This window comes from Streptococcus pseudopneumoniae IS7493, assembly GCF_000221985.1.
GTDB lineage: Bacteria > Bacillota > Bacilli > Lactobacillales > Streptococcaceae > Streptococcus > Streptococcus pseudopneumoniae.
This window is the reverse complement of the sequence record NC_015875.1, coordinates 927,201-946,022: the sequence shown is the minus strand read 5'-3', so window position 1 is coordinate 946,022 and position 18,822 is coordinate 927,201. Positions and strand designations below refer to the sequence as shown.

General features: G+C 40.3%; 20 protein-coding genes and 3 pseudogenes. 6 read left to right on the top strand and 17 right to left on the bottom strand.

All coding sequences use genetic code 11. From position 1 onward, the window contains the following. Positions 1-6: 6 nt before the first annotated feature. Positions 7-552, bottom strand: coding sequence for an NUDIX hydrolase (locus tag SPPN_RS04940; RefSeq protein WP_000393810.1), 546 nt, complete (start codon positions 550-552; stop codon positions 7-9). Positions 553-561: 9 nt separating this feature from the next. Further along, positions 562-1,941 (bottom strand): bifunctional UDP-N-acetylglucosamine diphosphorylase/glucosamine-1-phosphate N-acetyltransferase GlmU, encoded by a 1,380-nt coding sequence (gene glmU, locus SPPN_RS04935; RefSeq protein WP_000064416.1) that lies wholly within the window; start codon positions 1,939-1,941, stop codon positions 562-564. 143 nt (positions 1,942-2,084) lie between these two features. Between glmU and SPPN_RS04930 the strand changes: the two genes are divergently transcribed. The 4 genes from SPPN_RS04930 to SPPN_RS04915 all read left to right on the top strand — a co-directional run bounded on the left by SPPN_RS04930 (position 2,085) and on the right by SPPN_RS04915 (position 4,924). After that, positions 2,085-2,885 carry a GH25 family lysozyme gene (locus SPPN_RS04930; RefSeq protein ID WP_001231217.1) on the top strand — a complete coding sequence of 267 codons (801 nt, stop codon included), beginning with the start codon at positions 2,085-2,087 and terminating at the stop codon, positions 2,883-2,885. A 94-nt stretch (positions 2,886-2,979) separates the two neighbouring features. After that, positions 2,980-3,822, top strand: coding sequence for a DUF368 domain-containing protein (locus SPPN_RS04925; RefSeq protein WP_000954101.1), 843 nt, complete (start codon positions 2,980-2,982; stop codon positions 3,820-3,822). Further along, the gene (locus tag SPPN_RS04920) at positions 3,822-4,304 is read left to right on the top strand and encodes an aminoacyl-tRNA deacylase (RefSeq protein WP_001085893.1); all 483 of its coding nucleotides are present in this window, start codon (positions 3,822-3,824) and stop codon (positions 4,302-4,304) included. The genes SPPN_RS04925 and SPPN_RS04920 overlap by 1 nt, the downstream gene beginning before the upstream one ends. After that, the gene (locus tag SPPN_RS04915; RefSeq protein WP_000780832.1) at positions 4,304-4,924 is read left to right on the top strand and encodes a histidine phosphatase family protein; all 621 of its coding nucleotides are present in this window, start codon (positions 4,304-4,306) and stop codon (positions 4,922-4,924) included. Before SPPN_RS04920 ends, SPPN_RS04915 begins: the two co-directional genes overlap by 1 nt. A 279-nt stretch (positions 4,925-5,203) precedes the next feature. On the opposite strand, the gene SPPN_RS13905 is transcribed toward SPPN_RS04915, so the two are convergent. From SPPN_RS13905 to SPPN_RS13900, 15 genes and pseudogenes are all read right to left on the bottom strand, one after another. Then, positions 5,204-5,362: a hypothetical protein gene (locus SPPN_RS13905; RefSeq protein ID WP_237701464.1), complete on the bottom strand. Its 159-nt coding sequence runs from the start codon at positions 5,360-5,362 to the stop codon at positions 5,204-5,206. Positions 5,363-5,373: 11 nt separating this feature from the next. Continuing rightward, a pseudogene (locus SPPN_RS12795) lies at positions 5,374-5,469 on the bottom strand (IS630 family transposase); the annotation flags it as partial. Between the two features lie 306 nt (positions 5,470-5,775). Beyond that, the gene (gene prsA, locus SPPN_RS04905) at positions 5,776-6,714 is read right to left on the bottom strand and encodes a peptidylprolyl isomerase PrsA (RefSeq protein WP_000727951.1); all 939 of its coding nucleotides are present in this window, start codon (positions 6,712-6,714) and stop codon (positions 5,776-5,778) included. Positions 6,715-6,780: 66 nt separating this feature from the next. Beyond that, positions 6,781-7,494, bottom strand: a complete 714-nt coding sequence (locus SPPN_RS04900; RefSeq protein WP_007285038.1) for an O-methyltransferase — start codon at positions 7,492-7,494, stop codon at positions 6,781-6,783. A 1-nt stretch (position 7,495) separates the two neighbouring features. Next, positions 7,496-9,298 carry an oligoendopeptidase F gene (pepF, locus tag SPPN_RS04895; protein ID WP_000244148.1) on the bottom strand — a complete coding sequence of 601 codons (1,803 nt, stop codon included), beginning with the start codon at positions 9,296-9,298 and terminating at the stop codon, positions 7,496-7,498. Positions 9,299-9,316: 18 nt separating this feature from the next. After that, complete coding sequence (locus SPPN_RS04890; protein ID WP_000495917.1) at positions 9,317-10,270, bottom strand: competence protein CoiA; 954 nt, start codon at positions 10,268-10,270, stop codon at positions 9,317-9,319. A 111-nt stretch (positions 10,271-10,381) separates the two neighbouring features. Further along, the gene (tehB, locus tag SPPN_RS04885) at positions 10,382-11,107 is read right to left on the bottom strand and encodes an SAM-dependent methyltransferase TehB (protein ID WP_044012118.1); all 726 of its coding nucleotides are present in this window, start codon (positions 11,105-11,107) and stop codon (positions 10,382-10,384) included. A gap of 110 nt (positions 11,108-11,217) precedes the next feature. Next, positions 11,218-11,685 carry an SsrA-binding protein SmpB gene (smpB, locus tag SPPN_RS04880; RefSeq protein ID WP_001051744.1) on the bottom strand — a complete coding sequence of 156 codons (468 nt, stop codon included), beginning with the start codon at positions 11,683-11,685 and terminating at the stop codon, positions 11,218-11,220. Next, on the bottom strand, positions 11,648-14,002 hold the full coding sequence (rnr, locus tag SPPN_RS04875) for a ribonuclease R (protein WP_000654904.1): 2,355 nt from the start codon (positions 14,000-14,002) through the stop codon (positions 11,648-11,650). Before rnr ends, smpB begins: the two co-directional genes overlap by 38 nt. A 261-nt stretch (positions 14,003-14,263) precedes the next feature. Continuing rightward, complete coding sequence (secG, locus tag SPPN_RS04870; protein WP_000282517.1) at positions 14,264-14,497, bottom strand: preprotein translocase subunit SecG; 234 nt, start codon at positions 14,495-14,497, stop codon at positions 14,264-14,266. Positions 14,498-14,536: 39 nt separating this feature from the next. After that, entirely contained in the window at positions 14,537-14,686 is a 150-nt protein-coding gene (gene rpmG, locus SPPN_RS04865; protein WP_001809104.1) for a 50S ribosomal protein L33, read from the bottom strand. Positions 14,687-14,722: 36 nt separating this feature from the next. Then, positions 14,723-14,827 (bottom strand): annotated as a pseudogene (locus SPPN_RS12790) (IS5/IS1182 family transposase); the annotation flags it as partial. Between the two features lie 105 nt (positions 14,828-14,932). Continuing rightward, positions 14,933-15,630, bottom strand: a pseudogene (locus tag SPPN_RS12000) (IS5 family transposase); the annotation flags it as partial. A 44-nt stretch (positions 15,631-15,674) separates the two neighbouring features. Further along, positions 15,675-16,994 carry a CapA family protein gene (locus SPPN_RS11995; RefSeq protein ID WP_000830202.1) on the bottom strand — a complete coding sequence of 440 codons (1,320 nt, stop codon included), beginning with the start codon at positions 16,992-16,994 and terminating at the stop codon, positions 15,675-15,677. 103 nt (positions 16,995-17,097) lie between these two features. Then, on the bottom strand, positions 17,098-17,256 hold the full coding sequence (locus tag SPPN_RS13900) for a hypothetical protein (RefSeq protein WP_044012115.1): 159 nt from the start codon (positions 17,254-17,256) through the stop codon (positions 17,098-17,100). A 181-nt stretch (positions 17,257-17,437) separates the two neighbouring features. On the opposite strand from SPPN_RS13900, the gene def reads away from it, so the two are divergent. Then, complete coding sequence (gene def, locus SPPN_RS04830; protein WP_001272961.1) at positions 17,438-18,049, top strand: peptide deformylase; 612 nt, start codon at positions 17,438-17,440, stop codon at positions 18,047-18,049. 44 nt (positions 18,050-18,093) lie between these two features. Further along, complete coding sequence (gene rlmB / locus SPPN_RS04825; RefSeq protein ID WP_000855753.1) at positions 18,094-18,822, top strand: 23S rRNA (guanosine(2251)-2'-O)-methyltransferase RlmB; 729 nt, start codon at positions 18,094-18,096, stop codon at positions 18,820-18,822.

Below are 18,822 nucleotides of genomic sequence, written 5' to 3'. Positions count from 1 at the left end.
CCTCCTCTATTTTTTGTGCAATTCCCAATATTGAACAGCCATAATTGTCTTGGCATCACAGATATGACCTGATTGGATCAATTCCTTGGCTTCTTCTAAGTTCACTTCAAGGACTTCCAAGGTCTCATCGTCATCTTGGGGACGCGGATTTTCTACCCTTGTCAAATCGCTGGCTATGTATAGTTTTAACTTTTCATTACAAAAGCCAATGGCTGAGTAAAAATCGTACAAGAGTTCTAACTTCCCTGTATAAGCTGTTTCTTCCTCTAATTCACGCAGAGCTGCTGCCACAGGGGCTGTGTTTTCTCCTACCTCCAATTTTCCGGCTGGAATTTCGTAAGAGACAGCCTCGATAGCTTTGCGGTACTGCTTGACCAAGATAAGTTTTTGTTCATCCGTTACTGCTAAAACACAGACAGCCCCATTGTGGAAAATCAAATCCCGTTGGGCAGTTCCCTTGCCTTCTGGTAATTCAACCTGATCTTGGACCAGTTTAAATATTGGTCCTTGATAGATTTCTTTTCGGCTAAGCGTTTTTTCTTCAAACTCCATGATAGGTTCCTACTGGTTCTTAGGATGATGAGGAAGACGTGTTGCATATTCGTCTTTATTGATCTGACGACCACGACCAATAGCAATAGCATCCGCCGGCACGTCTTTAGTAATAGTTGAACCAGCTCCAACAAGAGAATTGTCACCCAACTCAACTGGGGCAATAATGGTTGAATTTGAACCAACAAAGACATTGTTTCCAATGACTGTCTTGTATTTGTTTTTGCCGTCATAATTGACTGTAATGGTTCCTGCACCAAAATTAACATGACTACCCACTTCACAGTTTCCGATATAAGTCAAATGACCAGCCTTGGTATTCTCGCCGATAGAAGACCCTTTCACCTCAACAAAATTTCCAATATGTGCTTGGCTAGCGATACTTGAACCTGGACGAATGTGGGCATAAGGTCCGACAGTCACGCCGTCTGCAACACTGCTTTCCTCAATCATAGAGTTGGTAATAACAGCTCCTGCTCCTATAGTGCTGTCCACTACATACGTACCGTTTGTCAAAACAGTCTCAGCACCAATTTTCGTTTGCCCCTTCAAGGTAACATTGGCTTCGATTTGAACTTCAGGCGCAATCTCAACATCAATATCAATATAAGTTGCCTCTGGATTGACAAAGCTAACACCATTGACCATGTGTTTATGATTGATGCGACGACGCATAACTGACTCAGCTGTCGCAAGTGCCACACGGTCATTTACCCCAAGACTTTCATCAAAATCTTTCAAAGTATAAGCGCCAACTTTTTCACCAGCTTCACGGAAAATGCCAATAACATCTGTAATATAGTATTCTCCTTGAGCGTTATTGGTATTGATATTTTTCAAAGCCTCAAACAAACGCTCGTTATCAAAGACGTAAGTTCCAGTGTTGATTTCCTTGATTTGTTTCTCAAAATCTGTGGCATCCTTCTGCTCAACAATGCGAAGAACCTCTGCATTATCATTACGAACAATTCGTCCATATCCGAAAGGATTATCTGTTTCAGCGGTCAAGATAGTCGCCACATTTTTATGATTGATGTGGAAATCAATCAAGTTTTTCAAGCTTTCACCAGTGATTAAAGGAGTATCTCCTGCAATAACCAAGGTGTGACCTGACAAACCTTCTAAGATAGGCTCTGTCATCATAACTGCATGGCCAGTCCCTAACTGTTCAGATTGAGTCACAAATTCTGTCTGTCCAGCCAAGACCTGCTCAACCAATTCTGCCTTGTGTCCGACAACTGTTACTGTCTTTTCAGGTTGGATAGCTCCCACACTACGGAAAACATGTTCCAACATAGAAATACCCGCAACCTTGTGCAACACTTTTGGCAAATCAGATTTCATGCGAGTCCCTTTACCCGCTGCTAAAATAATGGCAAAATTTGACATAATCTTCTCTTTTCTCTAGAAATTCCCTTTTATTATACCATATTTCAAATCATTCCGCGCTCTTGAATGAAAAAATGCTCTAAAGTCCTTTCCTTAACCCATTTTTTTGATTTTTTTTGATTTTTAGGGTAGAATTATAAGATATGAGAAAACAAATTCATCCACTTATTTTATTTGGTTTTTTTGGGATCATAATTTTCGTTTTAATCATCAATCGCCCACTTAATGACAACCAATCCTTTAAAACAAAATCCAATATAGCACAGATTGAAGCACAGGCTTTGAAACACTTAGACAAACCGATTATTGACCTCTCTGGCTGGCAGCGTCCTGAGGAAATCAACTACGATGCCCTCTCACAAAATATTTCAGGCGCTATTGTTCGTGTTCACAGCGGTGCTCAAACGACAAAAGAAAATGATGCTTCCTTTATCAATGGAATAGACAAAGCCTATAAGAGTCATATCACTGAACTTCAAAAGCGGAATGTCCCCGTTGGGGTCTACGCTTATGTAGCTGGAAAAAGTGTCCAAGAAATGGAAAAAGCCGCTGAAGTTTTCTACAATGCTGCCTCTCCTTACAGCCCTAGTTACTATTGGCTAGACGTAGAAGACAAAACCATGTCCAATATGAACGAGGGTGTTGAAGCCTTTCGAGCAAAACTAGCATCACTAGGTGCTAAAAACATCGGCATCTACGTTGGGGTCTATTTCATGGAAGAACATAGTATTGATACAGGCAAGTTTACCTCTGTTTGGATTCCGTCCTACGGCTCTAACTCAGGATTTTTGGAGAGCAGTCCTAAAACTGACTTAGATTATGATATTCACCAATACACATCTAAAGGAAAAATTGCCGGCTTTGACCACGATTTGGATATCAACGTCATCTCTCCCTTAAAAAACAAAGAAGAAACCTTTAGAAAAATCTTTTTAAAACCTTAAAAGCATTTGTTTAGCATTTGCTTTTTCTTTTTGTGTTTGATTGTGATACAATATAGTAAGGATTTTTTGAAATAGAAATAGTTGGAGGAACTATATGCTCTCATGGTTAGCACGTATTATTAAAGGGATTGTGATTGCTCTTGGATTTATTCTACCGGGAATTTCCGGAGGGGTTCTAGCAGCAATCTTAGGCATTTACGAACGAATGATTGGCTTTCTGGCTCATCCTTTTAAAGACTTTAAAGAAAATGTTTTATACTTTATTCCAGTTGCCATCGGTATGCTTCTGGGAATTGGCCTATTTTCTTACCCGATTGAATACCTGCTTGAAAATTACCAGGTCTTTGTCTTATGGAGCTTTGCGGGTGCCATCATTGGTACAGTTCCTAGCCTTCTCAAAGAATCAACTCGAGAATCTGACCGAGACAAGATTGATTTAGCTTGGTTCTGGATAACCTTTATCATTTCTGGATTAGGACTCTATGCCTTAAATTTTGTCGTTGGAACCTTAAGTGCCAGCTTTCTTAATTTGGTCCTAGCAGGTGCACTGCTGGCTCTTGGCGTCTTAGTTCCTGGCCTCAGTCCATCAAATCTACTTTTGATTTTGGGTCTCTATGCTCCCATGTTGACTGGTTTTAAAACCTTTGACCTCTTGGGAACCTTCTTCCCGATTGGAATTGGTGCAGGTGCAACTCTCATCGTTTTTTCAAAATTGATGGATTATGCCTTAAACAACTACCACTCACGCGTCTATCATTTCATCATCGGTATCGTCCTTTCAAGCACCCTTTTGATCTTGATTCCAAATGCAGGAAACGCTGAAAGCATCCAATACACTGGTATTTCTCTTGTTGGGTATGTCATCATCGCCTTCTTCTTTGCGTTGGGAATTTGGCTTGGTATTTGGATGAGCCAATTGGAGGATAAGTATAAATAATGGCAAAAAAAGTTAAAATCAAAAAAACATTGGTAGAACAAATCCTATCGAAAGCAGGTATCCTACATCAAGGGATTCAAATCAATGCCCTGGAAGGAGAGCTTCCTCAAGGTTATGAACGAGATCAGATTTTCAAAACCTTGGCTCTTTTGGGAGATAAAACAGGGCCGATTATCGGAATTGTGCCTATCACTCAACACTTGGCTGAGAAGAAACTAGCCAAAATTTCTGGCAATAAAAAAGTGAGTATGATTCCACAAAAGGACTTGGAAAAAACAACTGGCTACATTCATGGAGCCAATAATCCTGTCGGAATTCGTCAGAAACACAATTATCCCATTTTTATCGATAAAATCGCCCTAGACTTGGATCAAATGATTGTCTCTGCTGGCGAAGTTGGTCACAGCATTATCGTCGCGCCACAAGACTTGGCTAACTTTGTAAAAGCCGACTTTGTAGATATTTTGGAGGACAGCAAGTAATGAAACTCTACTTTGTCCGCCACGGTCGTACCGTCTGGAACCAAGAAGGACGTTTTCAAGGTGCTAGTGGAGATTCTCCCCTTCTTCCTGAATCCATTGAAACCCTAAAACAACTTGGCCAATATCTCAAGGAAATTCCTTTTGATCAGATTTATTCAAGTGATTTACCTCGAGCTGTCAAATCTGCTGAAATTATCCAAAGTCAACTCAAGACGCCCTGTCCTTTAGAAAGTGTTCCTAATATTCGTGAATGGCAGCTGGGGAAGTTGGAAGGTTTGAAAATTGCAACCTTGGAAGCTATTTACCCGCAACAAATCAAAGCTTTCCGATCTAATCTTGCTCAATTTGACACTCAAATGTTCGGAGCTGAATCCCTCTATAGCACAACACAACGAACTATCCAATTTATCAAATCATTAAAAGATAGTCCAGCTGAGCGTATTCTAATTGTCGGTCACGGTGCCAATCTTACTGCCAGTCTTCGTACTCTTCTAGGATATAAAGAACCACTTCTTCGTAAAGATGGCGGTCTAGCAAATGCCAGCCTAACCATTCTAGAAACCCATGATTTTGAAACATTTACTCTCGATACTTGGAATGATACTTCTTATCAATCATAATTATAGCCTAGCCTTCTGAACTAGAACCATAGGAGATATAGTCAGTTGAAACAAAAATAAGACAAAAGAGCCTCGTAAAAAGGTATTGCAACTTGCCAATACCTTTTTGATATGAACACGTGTCTTCTCAACAGGATTGTAGAGCAAAATGAAATAAGAACTGAATAATGTGATTTTGAGAATTTAAATCAATTTATAAGAATGTTTTAGAAGCAATGATGTACTAGTTCAGATTCACTTTTCTATACTAATACTCTTCGAAAATCTCTTCAAACCGCGTCAACGTCGCCTTGCCGTATATATGTTACTGACTTCGTCAGTTCTATCTGCAACCTCAAAACAGTGTTTTGAGCTGACTTCGTCAGTTCTATCTACAACCTCAAAGCAGTGCTTTGAGCAACTTGCGGCTAGTTTCCTAGTTTGCTCTTTGATTTTCATTGAGTATAAGATGAGTAGGGAGGAAGAGGTAAAAGTTTATGCCCAAACTCTTCACATAAGAACTCTAGCTTACCCATTCTATGGAATCTTGCATTATCCATTAAAACTTCCAGACTCATACTCTTCTAAAATCTATTCAAACCACGTCAGCTTCACATTATATATGTTGGTGACCTCATAAGACTTATCTGCAACCTCAAAGCTGTTCTTTGAGAAACCTACAGCTAGCTTTCTAGTTTAATCTTTGCTTTTCACTGAGTAGCAAGTTAAAAAATGAGGCTGGTCAAAAAGTCTTGAAAATCAAAAAACGCATAATATCAGGTATTGAAAACCTTGTACTATGCGTTTTATTGTGGGAAGATTTACTTCATTTTTCCTGAAGTCGAGTTTTTTCCCTGACTCATTGATTTGGACTATTCTTTTGATGAACTGCTTGAGCTTGAATCTCCGCCACCAATATATTGGGTAAAGATATTTTGGAAGGCTTGGTCCTTAACCTTGATATTAGCTGCTTGTAATTCTTTTCCGATAATGCTTTGAACAAATGTTGAATCATTTTGTTTTTGAGTCAAGATAACAGTTTTTAATTTTTCTTTGTAGTCATCGATATTAGATGATTTTTCTGTTTTCTTAATGAGTTTTACAATGTAATATTGGCTACTGTAGGCTTGTGTTCCAGTTGCTGTAATCACATCAGAAATGCCATTTACATCTAAAGCGAAAGCGGCTTTCTTGACTTGCTCAGGTACTTCCGTTGAAGCAGAATCAAAGGTAATTTCTCCACCATTTGCTTTAGTTTTCTCATCAGTTGAGTTATCTTTGGCTAATTGAGCAAAATCAGCACCTTCTGCCTTGGCTTTTTCGAGAACTTCTTTGGCCTTATCTTCATTATCAAGACGGATGATTTGAACCGTTACATCTGGAGTGTATTCGTCAAAGGCCTTCTTGTAAGCATCATCTGTCAATTCAGCTTCTGCTGCCTTCTTAACTGCCAACTCAACTAATTTACTTGTACGAATTTGAGCTTTACGTGTTTCAAGAGTCATACCTGCTTGTGACAAGACACGTTGGTAGTTTTCACCATATTGTTTTTCTTCTTCGGCAATAGTATCATCAACCTCTTTATCATCAAGCTCTGAGCCATATTGTTTTTCAAAAACTTTTTGGATGGTCATATTTAACAAGACTTGTTGGGCTGAAGGGTTGCTTTTCACTTGCTCATAAAATTGATGTTCTGTGATGACATCCCCTTTCATGCTGATAAGGTCTGCCCCTTCTGAACCTTTCGAACAAGCTGCTAAAGTTGCTACTGATAATAGTGTAATGGCACCTGCCAATAGTTTTTTCTTCATGTCTACTCCTTTGAGATAAGTGTTACTCTATCTATTTTACTATATTTTCTTAAATTTTTCTGAAAATCATTCGCTGTCAGGCAATTGAACATCTGCTACATTTTTACGAAGCATGAGAATGCCGTCCCCCAGAGGTACTAATGTTGCGGTGAGTCCTGGATTGTCTAAGGTTGCATCAAATAGTCTTTGAAGTCCTCGATAAATGGTTCGCTGGCCACGACGAACTTCCATAATGTCCTTGGCAACATCACCACCTTGAAAAATATCATCCAAGACAACCACACCTCCAACTTCCAAATGTTTGAGGATTTCTGGCAGAAAGACGATGTATTTAGACTTGGCAGAATCCATAAAGACGAAATCATAAGACTCTGTCAGTGTAGATAAGACGTCTACCGCATCTCCCTCTAGGAGAGTGATTTGCTTGCGACTGTCAAACTGGGCAAAATTTTCCTTGGCAAAACCAATCATTTCTGGATTACGGTCAATGGTTGTAATCTTAGCATTTGGCGCATGCTCTGCCATCAAGAGAGCTGAAAAACCGATAGCCGTCCCAATTTCCAGAATGTTTTTAGGTTGCATGGTTTCCATGAGAAACCTGAAATAAACAACCGTTTCATGGGGAATAATGGGAATATTTTCCTTGCGGGCAAAGTCTTCCAATTCTTTCAAGGAACCTGTGACTTGCTTTTGACGCTGACGCATCAAGTCTACAATTTCTTCCTTGACGACAGGGCGACGCATGTTATGGTTGGCATTTTTACTATACGATTCAACCATCTTACGCCAATCCCAATTTTTCAACAAGGGCTTCAAACTCATTCAAACGACGTTCAAAGACTGCAAAGGCATCGTTGAGATAGTCTTCCTTCTCCATATCAACGCCAGCTTTTCTCATGACATTAAGTGGATAGTCAGATTTACCTGCCTTGAGGTAGTCGATATAGCGGTCACGGTCTTCTTGACTACCATGGACAATTTTTTCAGCCAAGGCTGAGGCCGCCGCAAAGCCTGTTGAATATTGGTATACATAGTAGTTATAGTAGAAGTGTGGAATCCGAGCCCACTCGTATTGGATTTCCGGATTGTCTTCCTTACTCAAACCATAATACTCTTGGTTCAAGTCAGCATAGAGTTTATTTAAGAAATCGCTTGTCAAGACTTCACCATTTTGATCCGCTTGGTGAATCGCGTGTTCAAACTCAGCAAATTGAGTTTGGCGGAAAACTGTCCCACGGAAACCGTCTAGGAAGTTATTGAGAATAGCAAAGCGCGTTGCATCGTCTTCCACTTCTTCCAATAATTTCTCCGTCAAGATATTTTCATTGGTCGTTGAGGCAATCTCAGCCAAGAAGATCGAATAATCTCCGTAAACATAAGGTTGCGTTTCACGAGTATAGCTTGAATGCATACTGTGACCTGTTTCATGAACAAGAGTAAAGAGATTGTCCAGATTGTCCTGCCAGTTAAGAAGCATAAAGGCATTGGTATCGTAAGAACCACCAGAATAGGCACCTGAACGCTTTCCTTGGTTTTCGTAAACATCAATCCAACGCTCGCTGAAGGCACGTTTAACACGGCTCAAGTAATCCTCACCCAAGACTGCCAAGGCATCTTCTGCTTTTCTCAAGGCTTCTTGGTAGGTAAAACTATATTCAACAGATGAAAGTGGTGTGTAGACATCGTACATCTTGAGATCTGAAATTCCCAAGATTTTTGAACGAAGTTCAAGGTAACGATGCAAGAGTGGCAAATGCTTGCGAACTGCTGCTACCAAATTGTCATAAACATTTTCTGGAACAAAATTAGCCGCTAGGGCTGCATGACGAGCGCTCTTGTAGTTGCGAACTTTAGCACGATAGTTTTGCACCTTAACATTGGTTTGCAAGGTTTTAGCATAGGTGTGTTGGAATTGTTCGTAAGTCGCATAAAGGGCTTGATAGGCCCCACGGCGAATCTCACGATTTTTAGACTCCATCAAACGTGTGTAGGTCCCATGAGATAGCTGAACTTCCTTACCATCATCGTCGAGGACATAAGGGAACACAATATCCGCATTGTCCAAAATAGCGAAGGTTTCGCTTGCTGAACCAAAGATTTCTCCAGCTCCAGCTAATAATTCTTCTTCGCGTTGTGAAAGAACATGATCCTTTCCTTGCAAAAGCTTGTCAAAATAGTGTTGATAAACCTGCAATTTTGGTTGAGACTCTAAAAAGTCAGCATACTGCTTTTCACTAATTTCCATAAATTCAGGATCATAGAATGAAAAGGCTTGGTCTAGCTGACTATAGAGTGTCATTGCTTTGGCATAGTACTCTTGATACTTAGCTTCACGTGTATCCTGATCATTCTTCATATGAGCATAAACGTAAAGCTTCTCCATCTGGCGTTCCATTTCAAGAGAAAATTCAGTAATTTCGAGTAGGCTATCCGCACTATCCAAGAGATGGCCTTCATACTGGGCTACTGTCTCCAGCTGTTCTGTTAAATCTTTTAAGGCTTCTTCCCAAGCCTGGTCAGTTGGGTAGATCGTTGATAGATCCCATGTATCTTTTTCATTTATTTCGTTTCTTTGTAATACCATTAGATTCCTCCATCCTTTCTATTCTACCATATTTTTCAAGAAATATTGCTGATAAAAGGCTGGTGGATAAAGCTTTTGCCAATCATTTTGAGGATTTTCTTGGTAATAGATTTGAAAATACTGATAATAGCTGGTCAAATCCTTCTCAATTTGGCAAAAATCACCTACTAGTGGTCGAATTTGTGGATACCATTCTTTCAGCCCATAAGTCAGGACATTTTCTCCCTTTTGATAGGCTTCTGCTTGTTCTTTCATCCAAATGGGATTTTGATAGTACAGTTGTTGCCGGATATAACAACAGATGTCCTTATCCTCAGAAACTGTAAAATGAGATATTTTTTGTTTCTTATAGGGAAAACGTAATATCTCCAGTAGACTACCTTGACCACAGGGAAATTCCTTGATTTGATAATGGAGTTTACCTCGAAGATCCTGGTGTATGAGATATTTAAGCCTTAAAATCTGCTTTCCCTTGTCTACTTCCCAAACATAAAAGCCCATGTTTTGACTAAAATAGAGAAAACCTTGTTGCAGACGAGTCAAACGCTCCTTGAGCCAAAGTTTTTCTCCCAGTAGCCACAGTACTTGGTAACCCTGGCTACGATAACCCTCACTGCGCTCTTTAAGAACTTTTTGTGGCAAGGGACTACATTGAACCTCTAAAGCTAGATTGCCATTTACAAACACATCCGCAATCTGTTTAAGTTCTGGAAGCAGGTATTCTAATTGAACCTCTGAATCTTTTTTCAACCAGTGATAAAGTGATTCCTTATTGGCCAGATGTTCTGAACTTTCATTTTCAGAGGAATAATCACAGTCTTTTAAGGATTTATGGGCAAAATGGGTCCGTACACTTGGTCCTTGACGCAAACGAAGCTGACCTCTACAAGCTGGGCAGGTGTATGCTTGCTTCTCAAGCTTATCCTCTAACACATTTACCAATTTTCCCCTAGCATCTCTCGCAACAAACATGATTTCCCTCCTTTTCTATATTATTCGTAAAAAAGAAAAAAGATCAGGAAAATTCCTAATCTTCATTCATTTTTATTTGATTTTCTTGGCTAGCATGGTCGCAAAGCGTAGTTAAATACGATTGCCATTTTCATCGCGACGGTGCAAATGGCCTGGATTTTCATTGTACTTAACCAATTCCCAATCCTTGTAATAGTCTGCCAATTCCCCTTCTTTAAAGGTGAATGGGAAGTTCACTGAGCAAGGATAATCCTCCGTGTCCATAGCACAAACGATAAGATTATAGCCACCAACACTGGTTTGCTCCTGCATATTTTGAATAATAGCTGGAATGCAGTCTGCTTGTAGAAACATGAGAACAACAGTTGATACGATAAAATCATATTCTTGCCCAATGCTAGCTGAATTGATATCGTAAAGACCAACAGTCATGTCCAGATCTTCTTGCTCCACAATACTTTGCAAGATTTCAAGGGTCAGGTCATTTTGATCTACAGCCGTCACATCAAAACCTTGCTGGGCTAGAAAAAGAGAATTGCGCCCCTGACCACAACCCAAATCCAAAGCTTTCCCTGGTTTTACTGTCTGCATGGCCTCTAGAACCTCTGAATGAAAAGGATTGGTATTGTATTTCTTAGGGAAATAATCCTCAGGTTTACAATAAAATTCCAAGTACCATTCCACATCATCTGTGGCAGCTTCCACTCGGTGCCAGACTTGTGGTTGTGCCATGGGATTATCTGCCCCTGCTTCAAAGAGGTGTTCAGCTAGAACTTCCCCTTCTTCTGTCAATTCAATAAACTTGAGAGCTCCCTTCAAGACAGTAATTTTCCCCAAGTCCCAACTTTTGTATTGTGCTTTTGCTGAACAGCTTCAGGCATGGTTTCTTTAGTCTACAAAGGCATGCGTTTATAGGCAACTAATTTTTCCATTTTCAATTCCTCTTTTTATCGCTGATTAACAGCTTTCATCACGCGCGCGATGTCGCGGTTTTGCTCACGACGTTTGATAGACTCTCTCTTATCGTAGTCATGCTTCCCTTTAGCTAAACCTAAAAGAAGCTTGGCATAACCGTCTTTGATATAGACTTTAAGAGGAACCAGGGTCATTCCTGTCCCTTTAGTCTCTTGTTCCAACTTTTGGATTTGCTTTTTATGGAGCAGGAGTTTACGACGACGTTCTGGTTCTTGGTTCCAGATATTGCCCTCTTCGTAAGGAGCGATATGGACATTGCTCAACCAGACCTCTCCATTTTTTACTTGGGCAAAGCCATCCTTGAGATTGATTCGAGCAGCTCGTACACTCTTGATTTCAGTTCCAGTCAGAACCATCCCTGCCTCTAGCGTATCTATGATTGTATAGTCGTGGCGCGCCTTTTTATTTTGTGCGACGACCTTTCCCTCGCCCTTTGCCATGCTTGGCTCCTTTCTTAGCTACTTCCTTGTAAAAATGTTTCTTTCCTTTTTTCTTCTTGTCTTTTTGTGAATGCTTGCGCTTATCATTTGAGCGTCCTGATGTTCTCTTATCTTCCTTCTTATCTGAACGACGATTTGAACCACGCCCTCTGTCACTACGATTAGACTGTTTTAAGCCTTTTTCAATCACATCAAACTCACTTGGGATGTAAGAGAAGTCAATTTCACCCGTCATCTTGTCGGCTCTTTCAACTCGGATACGGATTTGCTGACCTACACGGAAAGTTGTTCCTGATTTCTCCCCACGAAGAGTCAAATCACGCTCATTGAAATGATAAAATTCAGGTAGATTTGTGATGTGAATCAAGCCTTCAACTGTGTTTGGCAATTCAACAAAGAGACCAAACTTGACAATGCTGGACACAACCGCATCGTACTCTTCGCCCACGTATTCTTCCATATACTCAGCCTTTTTCATGGCTTCGACTTCACGCTCAGCCTCAATGGCACGACGTTCACGGTTGGAAGACTGGGTCGCAATCTCTGGAATCACTTGCTCAAAATGCTCTACTATTTCCTTAGAACGGCCGTAATCACGAATCATACGGTGAACAAGAAGGTCTGGATAACGACGAATCGGACTAGTAAAGTGAGTATAATAGTCAGCCGCAAGTCCATAATGCCCGTGATTATACTCCGAATAACGAGCCTCCTGCATGGAGCGAAGAAGCATCATGGACAATACATCTGCATAAGGTTCCCCCTCAACTGCTCGCATAATATCTTGAAGTGCCTCTTGACTCATTTCACTAGCAGTCCCATAGATTCGAATACCGAAACTCGAAGCATAATCAATAAACTTCTGAACCTTTTCAGCCTTAGGCTCCTCGTGAATTCGATAGATAAAAGGTAGGTCCAGCTTGCTGAAATGCTCGGCAACTGTTTCATTGGCCATCAACATAAAAGACTCAATCATCCGCTCGGCAACACCACGCTGACGAAGAACGATATCAACAGGCTTACCTTGTTTATCCACTAAAATCTTGGCTTCATTGGTATCTAAATTGAGGGCTCCACGTTTCACACGCATGTTTTCTAGCCTTTCGTGAAGTTTGGCCATAAGTTCGATACTAGGAACAATTTTCTGATACTCTTGTCTCTTTTCCTCGTCGCTTGCTAGGATATCATTGACATCGCTATAGGTCATACGAAAACTGGTCTTGATAACTGTTTGTGTAATGGTATAGTTGACCACACGACCATGTTTATCAATCTCCATAATGGCAGACTGGGTCAGACGGTCAACTTGGGGATTGAGAGAACAGATGCCATTTGATAGTCGTTCTGGAAGCATTGGAACCACACGGTCAGTCACATAGACAGAAGTTGCGCGGTTAAGAGCTTCCTTATCAAGGGCAGACCCCTCGGTCACATAGTAGGAAACATCTGCGATGTGAACACCAAGCTCCAGATTTCCATTTTTCAAGGCCTTGATATGCACCGCATCGTCCAAGTCCTTGGCGTCAGCACCATCGATGGTAAAGATAATCTCATCTCTTAGATCCAGACGACCTTCCGTATCCTTTTTAGACGGAGCATCAGGCACACTTTCTGCTTCCTTGACAACAGCTTCTGGAAACTCGGATACAATGTCCATTGATTCCAAGACCTCAAGAACATCAATTCCGACATCTGTTGAGTGTCCCACCACATCGAGAACACTCGCGACAAAGAAATCATGTTTCTTGCTTGGGTATTTATCGATAAAGACCTTGAGAACTTCTGTTCCCTCCAGTTTAAGGGCTGGTTTCTTAACATAGATGGGTTGGCTGATTTTCTGATTTTTCGAACGGATATAGCCTGCATACTTAGGTTTTTCCTGATCCAGAACGATTTGACCTACAACAGTTGTCAAACTGTGTTCTAAGATATCAATAATTTTTGCTTCTGCTGCTGTTCCCTTATTGCGGTCAGCGACTTTCTTAATCACTACCTCAACGGTATCACCATCAATAGCATAGTTGACATCGTTTTTTCCTACAAAAAGGTCGTCCTCCTCGCCTTCCAGACTAACAAAGCCAAAGCCATTTTTATGGGCATGAAAAATCCCCTTGAGGGTAATCTCATGTTTTTTCTTAATTTCTAATGTCAGACTACCATCTTCTTCAAAGCGTATCTGATGCTTTCTTTCCATTAGGGACAAGGTTTTAATCAACTCACGAAAATCCTTGGAACTATCTTTTCCCAAAGCCTGAGCCAAATCATTAACAGTCACCTTTCCCTTATCTTGTAAATATTCTTTTATTCTATCTTTCATATTTTCTTTCTAGATTTTTTAATTTTCTTTTACTGTAAAACCTTCTCAAACATCCTTTCATACTCAATAAAAATCAAAGAGCAAACTAAAAAGCTAGCCGCAGGTTGCTCAAAACACCGTTTTGAGGTTGTGAATAGAACTGACGAAGTCAGCTCAAAATACTGTTTTGAGATTGCAGATGAAAGCTGACGTGGTTTGAAGAGATTTTTGAAGAATATAAAAACAAAAAGAGGCAAAGACCTAGTCCTGCCCATTATTTTCTTATCTACTTGATAATACCGTCAATGCTAAGGCAATGGCTAGCCAGAAAAAGACTAAAATCCCTGTCAAACGCTGCATCACAGCTTCGAAACCGCGTGCTTTACTGCGTTCAAACAAATCACCTGAGCTGGCATCAAATACATTGCTGGATTGGTTTTTAGTTGGTTGCATGAAAATCGCAATCACAATCACAACAGATAATACTAATAAAATGGTTAATAATAGGTTATACATATCAAACTCCTTACAATCCCTATTATTTTACCATAAAATCTACTTAGATTCAAGATGTAGGGTTACTTTTCTTTCCTTGGGACAATACTTTAAAACCTCAATCTTGTCTGGATGGGTTTTTGAATTTTTACTGGTTAGGTAATTGATACTGCCACAAGAGGAGCATTTGAGATTAATTTTTACTCGCACTAGATTTCCTTTACTTTTATTAGACTTCCTGCAAAACTAGAATCCTAGTTCATGATTGATAATGCCAGCAATCAAATTCATTCGTAAGCCGAAGCGTTTACGATGATTTCGATAGGTTGTTGAAAACATTTTAAACGTTTTTATAGTGAAATGAAATAAGAACAGGACAAATCGATCAAGACAGTCAAATCGATTTCTAACAATGTTTTAGAAGTAGAGGTGTACTATTCTAGTTTCAATCTACTATACTCTGTCAAAAATATTCTCAACCTTGATTCTCTCCTTAGATAGCGCATGGTTACAGGCTTTCTCTTCAGCTGTTAGCGGCTTGAGTTTGCTGGATTTCCTCGGAGTTTGCGCTTGAGGATATAGCTTCATGAGCCCTTGATAAGCACTGTCAGCCAAGATTTTACCAGCTTGTCCGATATTTCTGCGACTCATTTTGAACAACTTCATATCATGACAATAGTTCACAGTGATCTCCAAAGAAACAATTCTCCCTTGGCTTGTGACAATCGCCTGAGCCTTCATAGCGTGGCATTTCTTTTTACCAGAATCATTCGCTAATTGTTTTTTTAGGGCGATTGATTTTTACTTCCGTCGCATCAATCATTACCGTGTCCTCAGAACTGAGAGGAGTTCTTGAAATCGTAAAACCACTTTGAACAAGAGTTACTTCAACCCATTGGCTCCGACGGATTAAGTTGCTTTCCTGAATACCAAAATCAGCCGCAATTTGTTCATAAGTGCGGTATTCTCGCACATATTGAAGTCGCCATAAGAAGGTATTCTAGGCTTAGTTTAGGTTTTCGTCCCCCTTTTGCGTGTTTACCTTGATAAGCTGTTTTCAATACAGCTAACATCTCTTCAAAAGTCGTGCGCTGAACACCAACCAGGAGCTTAAATCGTGCATCAGTTAGTTGTTTACTTGCTTCATAATTCATAGAACTATTCTACCATATTTTGTTTCGCAGGAAGTCTATTCAAGCTAATCCCACTTCAATCCCACATGTTCGTTCATTTCTTTATAGGCTGTATCAATTCGTTCCTTAGTCGCTTCATCTAACTGGTCACGATGACTGCCACCCTCGATAAAATCTTCCAAGATATAGGTTTGATAATGATATAAAGGATAGCCTTCTGGTGAAAAGGTTCCCTTTGGTGTTCGATTGACCCAAGTAGGATGAGCTTTAGCTGTTCCGATAGTTGTTTTTCCATCCTTCTTCTTAATGGTTACATCCATGAGAACGCCACGTTCAGTCCACTTAGCATTTTCTTCATCTCCCATAGATTCAATCCGTTGATTGGAAATGAAGTTCCCCATTGAATAGATAATGAGTTTCTTGTCTCCATCTTTTTCAACCGTTTCAGATGGTTCCACAACGTGAGGATGCCCTCCAAAGATAATATCCGCCCCCCAATCAATCATCTTGTGATAAAGAGCTTTTTGTTCCTCAGTTGGTTCCAATCGATACTCCACACCCATCTGAGGCATGATAATGGTGATATCTGCTTCCTTCTCTGCCCGTTCAATTTCAGCCTTCATCTTATCTTCGTTTAAATCTGAAAGATAACGATTATAGTCTTCCTGAGAAATATACCGTTCAATTCCATTGAATCCATAGGAATAGGCCAAAAGAGCAACCTTGATGCCATTCACTTCCTTAATGACCAACGGAGCCTGATCACGTGGTTCATGCGTATAAACTCCGATTGGAGTGATTCCAGCTTTTTCAATAATATCGGCCGTTGAAATAACTCCCTCAATTTGCGAATCCAAAATATGATTATGAGCTAAATCCAGCACATGATAACCTGCATCCTTAATGGCATCCATAACTTCAGCAGGAGCATTAAAGAGAGGATAACCCGCTAAATAATGATCCTTATTGATGGTTCCTTCAAAATCACCAATAGCTAAATCTGCTTGCTTAAGCCAAGGTGTCACATACTCAAAATTCTCATGAAAGTCATAGGTACCGTCTTCTTTTTTAGCTGAAAAGAAAAGTCCATCGTGGTAGAGCAAATCTCCGTTGGCCATAATTCTAGCAGATTTTTCCTCTTCCTGCTCCTGAGACTTTTGCTTAGTCCCCTCTTGAGAAATAGTATCTCGTTTTTGACTGGTTAAAGGGATTCCTTGGAAACTTTCAAACAACAAGACCAAGCCCATTGATAAGGCAACTGCTAGCAAGAGTACCGCCACAAATCCTTTATTGCTCCACCTGCGATAACTCCTAAAAAAGTTTACCAAGCCCTTCATAAAACGAAAAGCTAAACCACCCTGATTCCGATTTTGTCTTCTTTTCATCTTCATTCTCCCTACTTTCTTATGCAAGCCTTTTCTTTTTATTATAACACAGATAAGGATTTCTTTCACAATTGATACTCTTCGAAAATCTCTTCAAACCACGTCAGCGTCGCCTTACCGTATATATGTAACTGACTTCGTCAGTTCTATCCACAACCTCAAAACGGTGTTTTGAGCTGACTTCGTCAGTTCTATCTGCAACCTCAAAACAGTTTTTTGAGCAACCTGCGGCTAGCTTCCTAGTTTGCTCTTTGATTTTCATTGAGTATGAATTGAACTTCCTATCTATTTTCTATAAATCCTAAATGCCATAATGCTTTCAATTCTTGTCATTTTGTGATATCATGTAGAGGAAATGAACTAATCCACAGTGGCTTATTCCAAGTATACCACTTGGGCTTTGGCAGTAGCTAACTGCACTAAACATAATATAAGGAGAGAAAATGTCTGCAATAGAACGTATTACAAAAGCTGCTCACTTAATTGATATGAACGATATTATCCGTGAAGGGAATCCTACTCTACGCACGGTTGCTGAGGAAGTCACTTTCCCCCTATCTGACCAGGAAATCATCCTAGGCGAAAAGATGATGCAATTCCTTAAACATTCCCAAGATCCTGTCATGGCTGAAAAAATGGGACTCCGCGGTGGTGTTGGACTGGCTGCTCCCCAGTTAGATATCTCAAAACGCATTATCGCTGTTTTGGTACCTAATATTGTTGAAGAAGGCGAAACTCCACAGGAAGCCTACGATTTGGAAGCCATTATGTACAATCCAAAAATCGTCTCTCACTCTGTTCAAGATGCTGCTCTTGGCGAAGGAGAAGGTTGCCTGTCTGTTGACCGTAACGTGCCTGGCTATGTTGTTCGCCATGCCCGCGTTACTGTTGACTACTTTGACAAAGATGGAGAAAAACACCGTATCAAACTCAAAGGCTACAACTCCATTGTTGTTCAGCATGAAATTGACCACATTAACGGTATCATGTTTTACGATCGCATCAATGAAAAAGACCCATTTGCAGTTAAAGATGGTTTACTGATTCTTGAATAAAGAAAATCCCGTTGCAAGACGGGGTTTTGTGTTATAATAGAGGCATGAAAACAAATGATATTGTCTATGGTGTCCACGCCGTTACCGAAGCCCTCCTTGCAAATACAGGAAACAAACTCTACCTCCAAGAAGATCTCCGAGGTAAGAATGTTGAGAAAGTCAAGGAACTAGCTACAGAAAAGAAGGTGTCCATTTCTTGGACATCAAAAAAATCTCTCTCTGAGATGACTGAAGGTGCTGTTCATCAAGGTTTTGTTCTACGAGTGTCTGAATTTGCCTATAGCGAGCTAGATTACATCCTTGCAAAAACACGCCAAGAAGAAAATCCACTTCTATTGATTCTAGATGGTCTAACTGATCCCCATAATCTGGGTTCTATCTTGCGAACAGCCGATGCGACCAATGTTTCAGGTGTCATCATTCCCAAGCACCGTGCTGTCGGAGTAACTCCTGTCGTTGCCAAAACAGCCACAGGTGCTATTGAACACGTTCCAATTGCCCGAGTGACAAACCTCAGTCAAACCTTAGATAAACTCAAGGATGAAGGCTTCTGGACCTTTGGAACGGATATGAACGGTACTCCTTGCCACAAGTGGAATACAAAAGGGAAAATCGCCCTCATCATCGGAAATGAAGGAAAAGGCATCTCTAGCAACATCAAAAAACAGGTCGATGAAATGATTACCATTCCGATGAATGGACATGTTCAAAGCCTCAATGCCAGTGTTGCTGCAGCCATTCTCATGTACGAAGTTTTCCGAAATAGACTATAA

Bases quoted from the DNA above. Each gene is read 5' to 3' on its own strand.
- SPPN_RS04940 (WP_000393810.1), bottom strand. From the start codon at position 552: ATGGAGTTTGAAGAAAAAACGCTTAGCCGAAAAGAAATCTATCAAGGA.
- glmU (WP_000064416.1), bottom strand. From the start codon at position 1,941: ATGTCAAATTTTGCCATTATTTTAGCAGCGGGTAAAGGGACTCGCATG.
- SPPN_RS04930 (WP_001231217.1), top strand. From the start codon at position 2,085: ATGAGAAAACAAATTCATCCACTTATTTTATTTGGTTTTTTTGGGATC.
- SPPN_RS04925 (WP_000954101.1), top strand. From the start codon at position 2,980: ATGCTCTCATGGTTAGCACGTATTATTAAAGGGATTGTGATTGCTCTT.
- SPPN_RS04920 (WP_001085893.1), top strand. From the start codon at position 3,822: ATGGCAAAAAAAGTTAAAATCAAAAAAACATTGGTAGAACAAATCCTA.
- SPPN_RS04915 (WP_000780832.1), top strand. From the start codon at position 4,304: ATGAAACTCTACTTTGTCCGCCACGGTCGTACCGTCTGGAACCAAGAA.
- SPPN_RS13905 (WP_237701464.1), bottom strand. From the start codon at position 5,362: ATGAAAATCAAAGAGCAAACTAGGAAACTAGCCGCAAGTTGCTCAAAG.
- prsA (WP_000727951.1), bottom strand. From the start codon at position 6,714: ATGAAGAAAAAACTATTGGCAGGTGCCATTACACTATTATCAGTAGCA.
- SPPN_RS04900 (WP_007285038.1), bottom strand. From the start codon at position 7,494: ATGGTTGAATCGTATAGTAAAAATGCCAACCATAACATGCGTCGCCCT.
- pepF (WP_000244148.1), bottom strand. From the start codon at position 9,298: ATGGTATTACAAAGAAACGAAATAAATGAAAAAGATACATGGGATCTA.
- SPPN_RS04890 (WP_000495917.1), bottom strand. From the start codon at position 10,270: ATGTTTGTTGCGAGAGATGCTAGGGGAAAATTGGTAAATGTGTTAGAG.
- smpB (WP_001051744.1), bottom strand. From the start codon at position 11,685: ATGGCAAAGGGCGAGGGAAAGGTCGTCGCACAAAATAAAAAGGCGCGC.
- rnr (WP_000654904.1), bottom strand. From the start codon at position 14,002: ATGAAAGATAGAATAAAAGAATATTTACAAGATAAGGGAAAGGTGACT.
- secG (WP_000282517.1), bottom strand. From the start codon at position 14,497: ATGTATAACCTATTATTAACCATTTTATTAGTATTATCTGTTGTGATT.
- SPPN_RS11995 (WP_000830202.1), bottom strand. From the start codon at position 16,994: ATGAAAAGAAGACAAAATCGGAATCAGGGTGGTTTAGCTTTTCGTTTT.
- SPPN_RS13900 (WP_044012115.1), bottom strand. From the start codon at position 17,256: ATGAAAATCAAAGAGCAAACTAGGAAGCTAGCCGCAGGTTGCTCAAAA.
- def (WP_001272961.1), top strand. From the start codon at position 17,438: ATGTCTGCAATAGAACGTATTACAAAAGCTGCTCACTTAATTGATATG.
- rlmB (WP_000855753.1), top strand. From the start codon at position 18,094: ATGAAAACAAATGATATTGTCTATGGTGTCCACGCCGTTACCGAAGCC.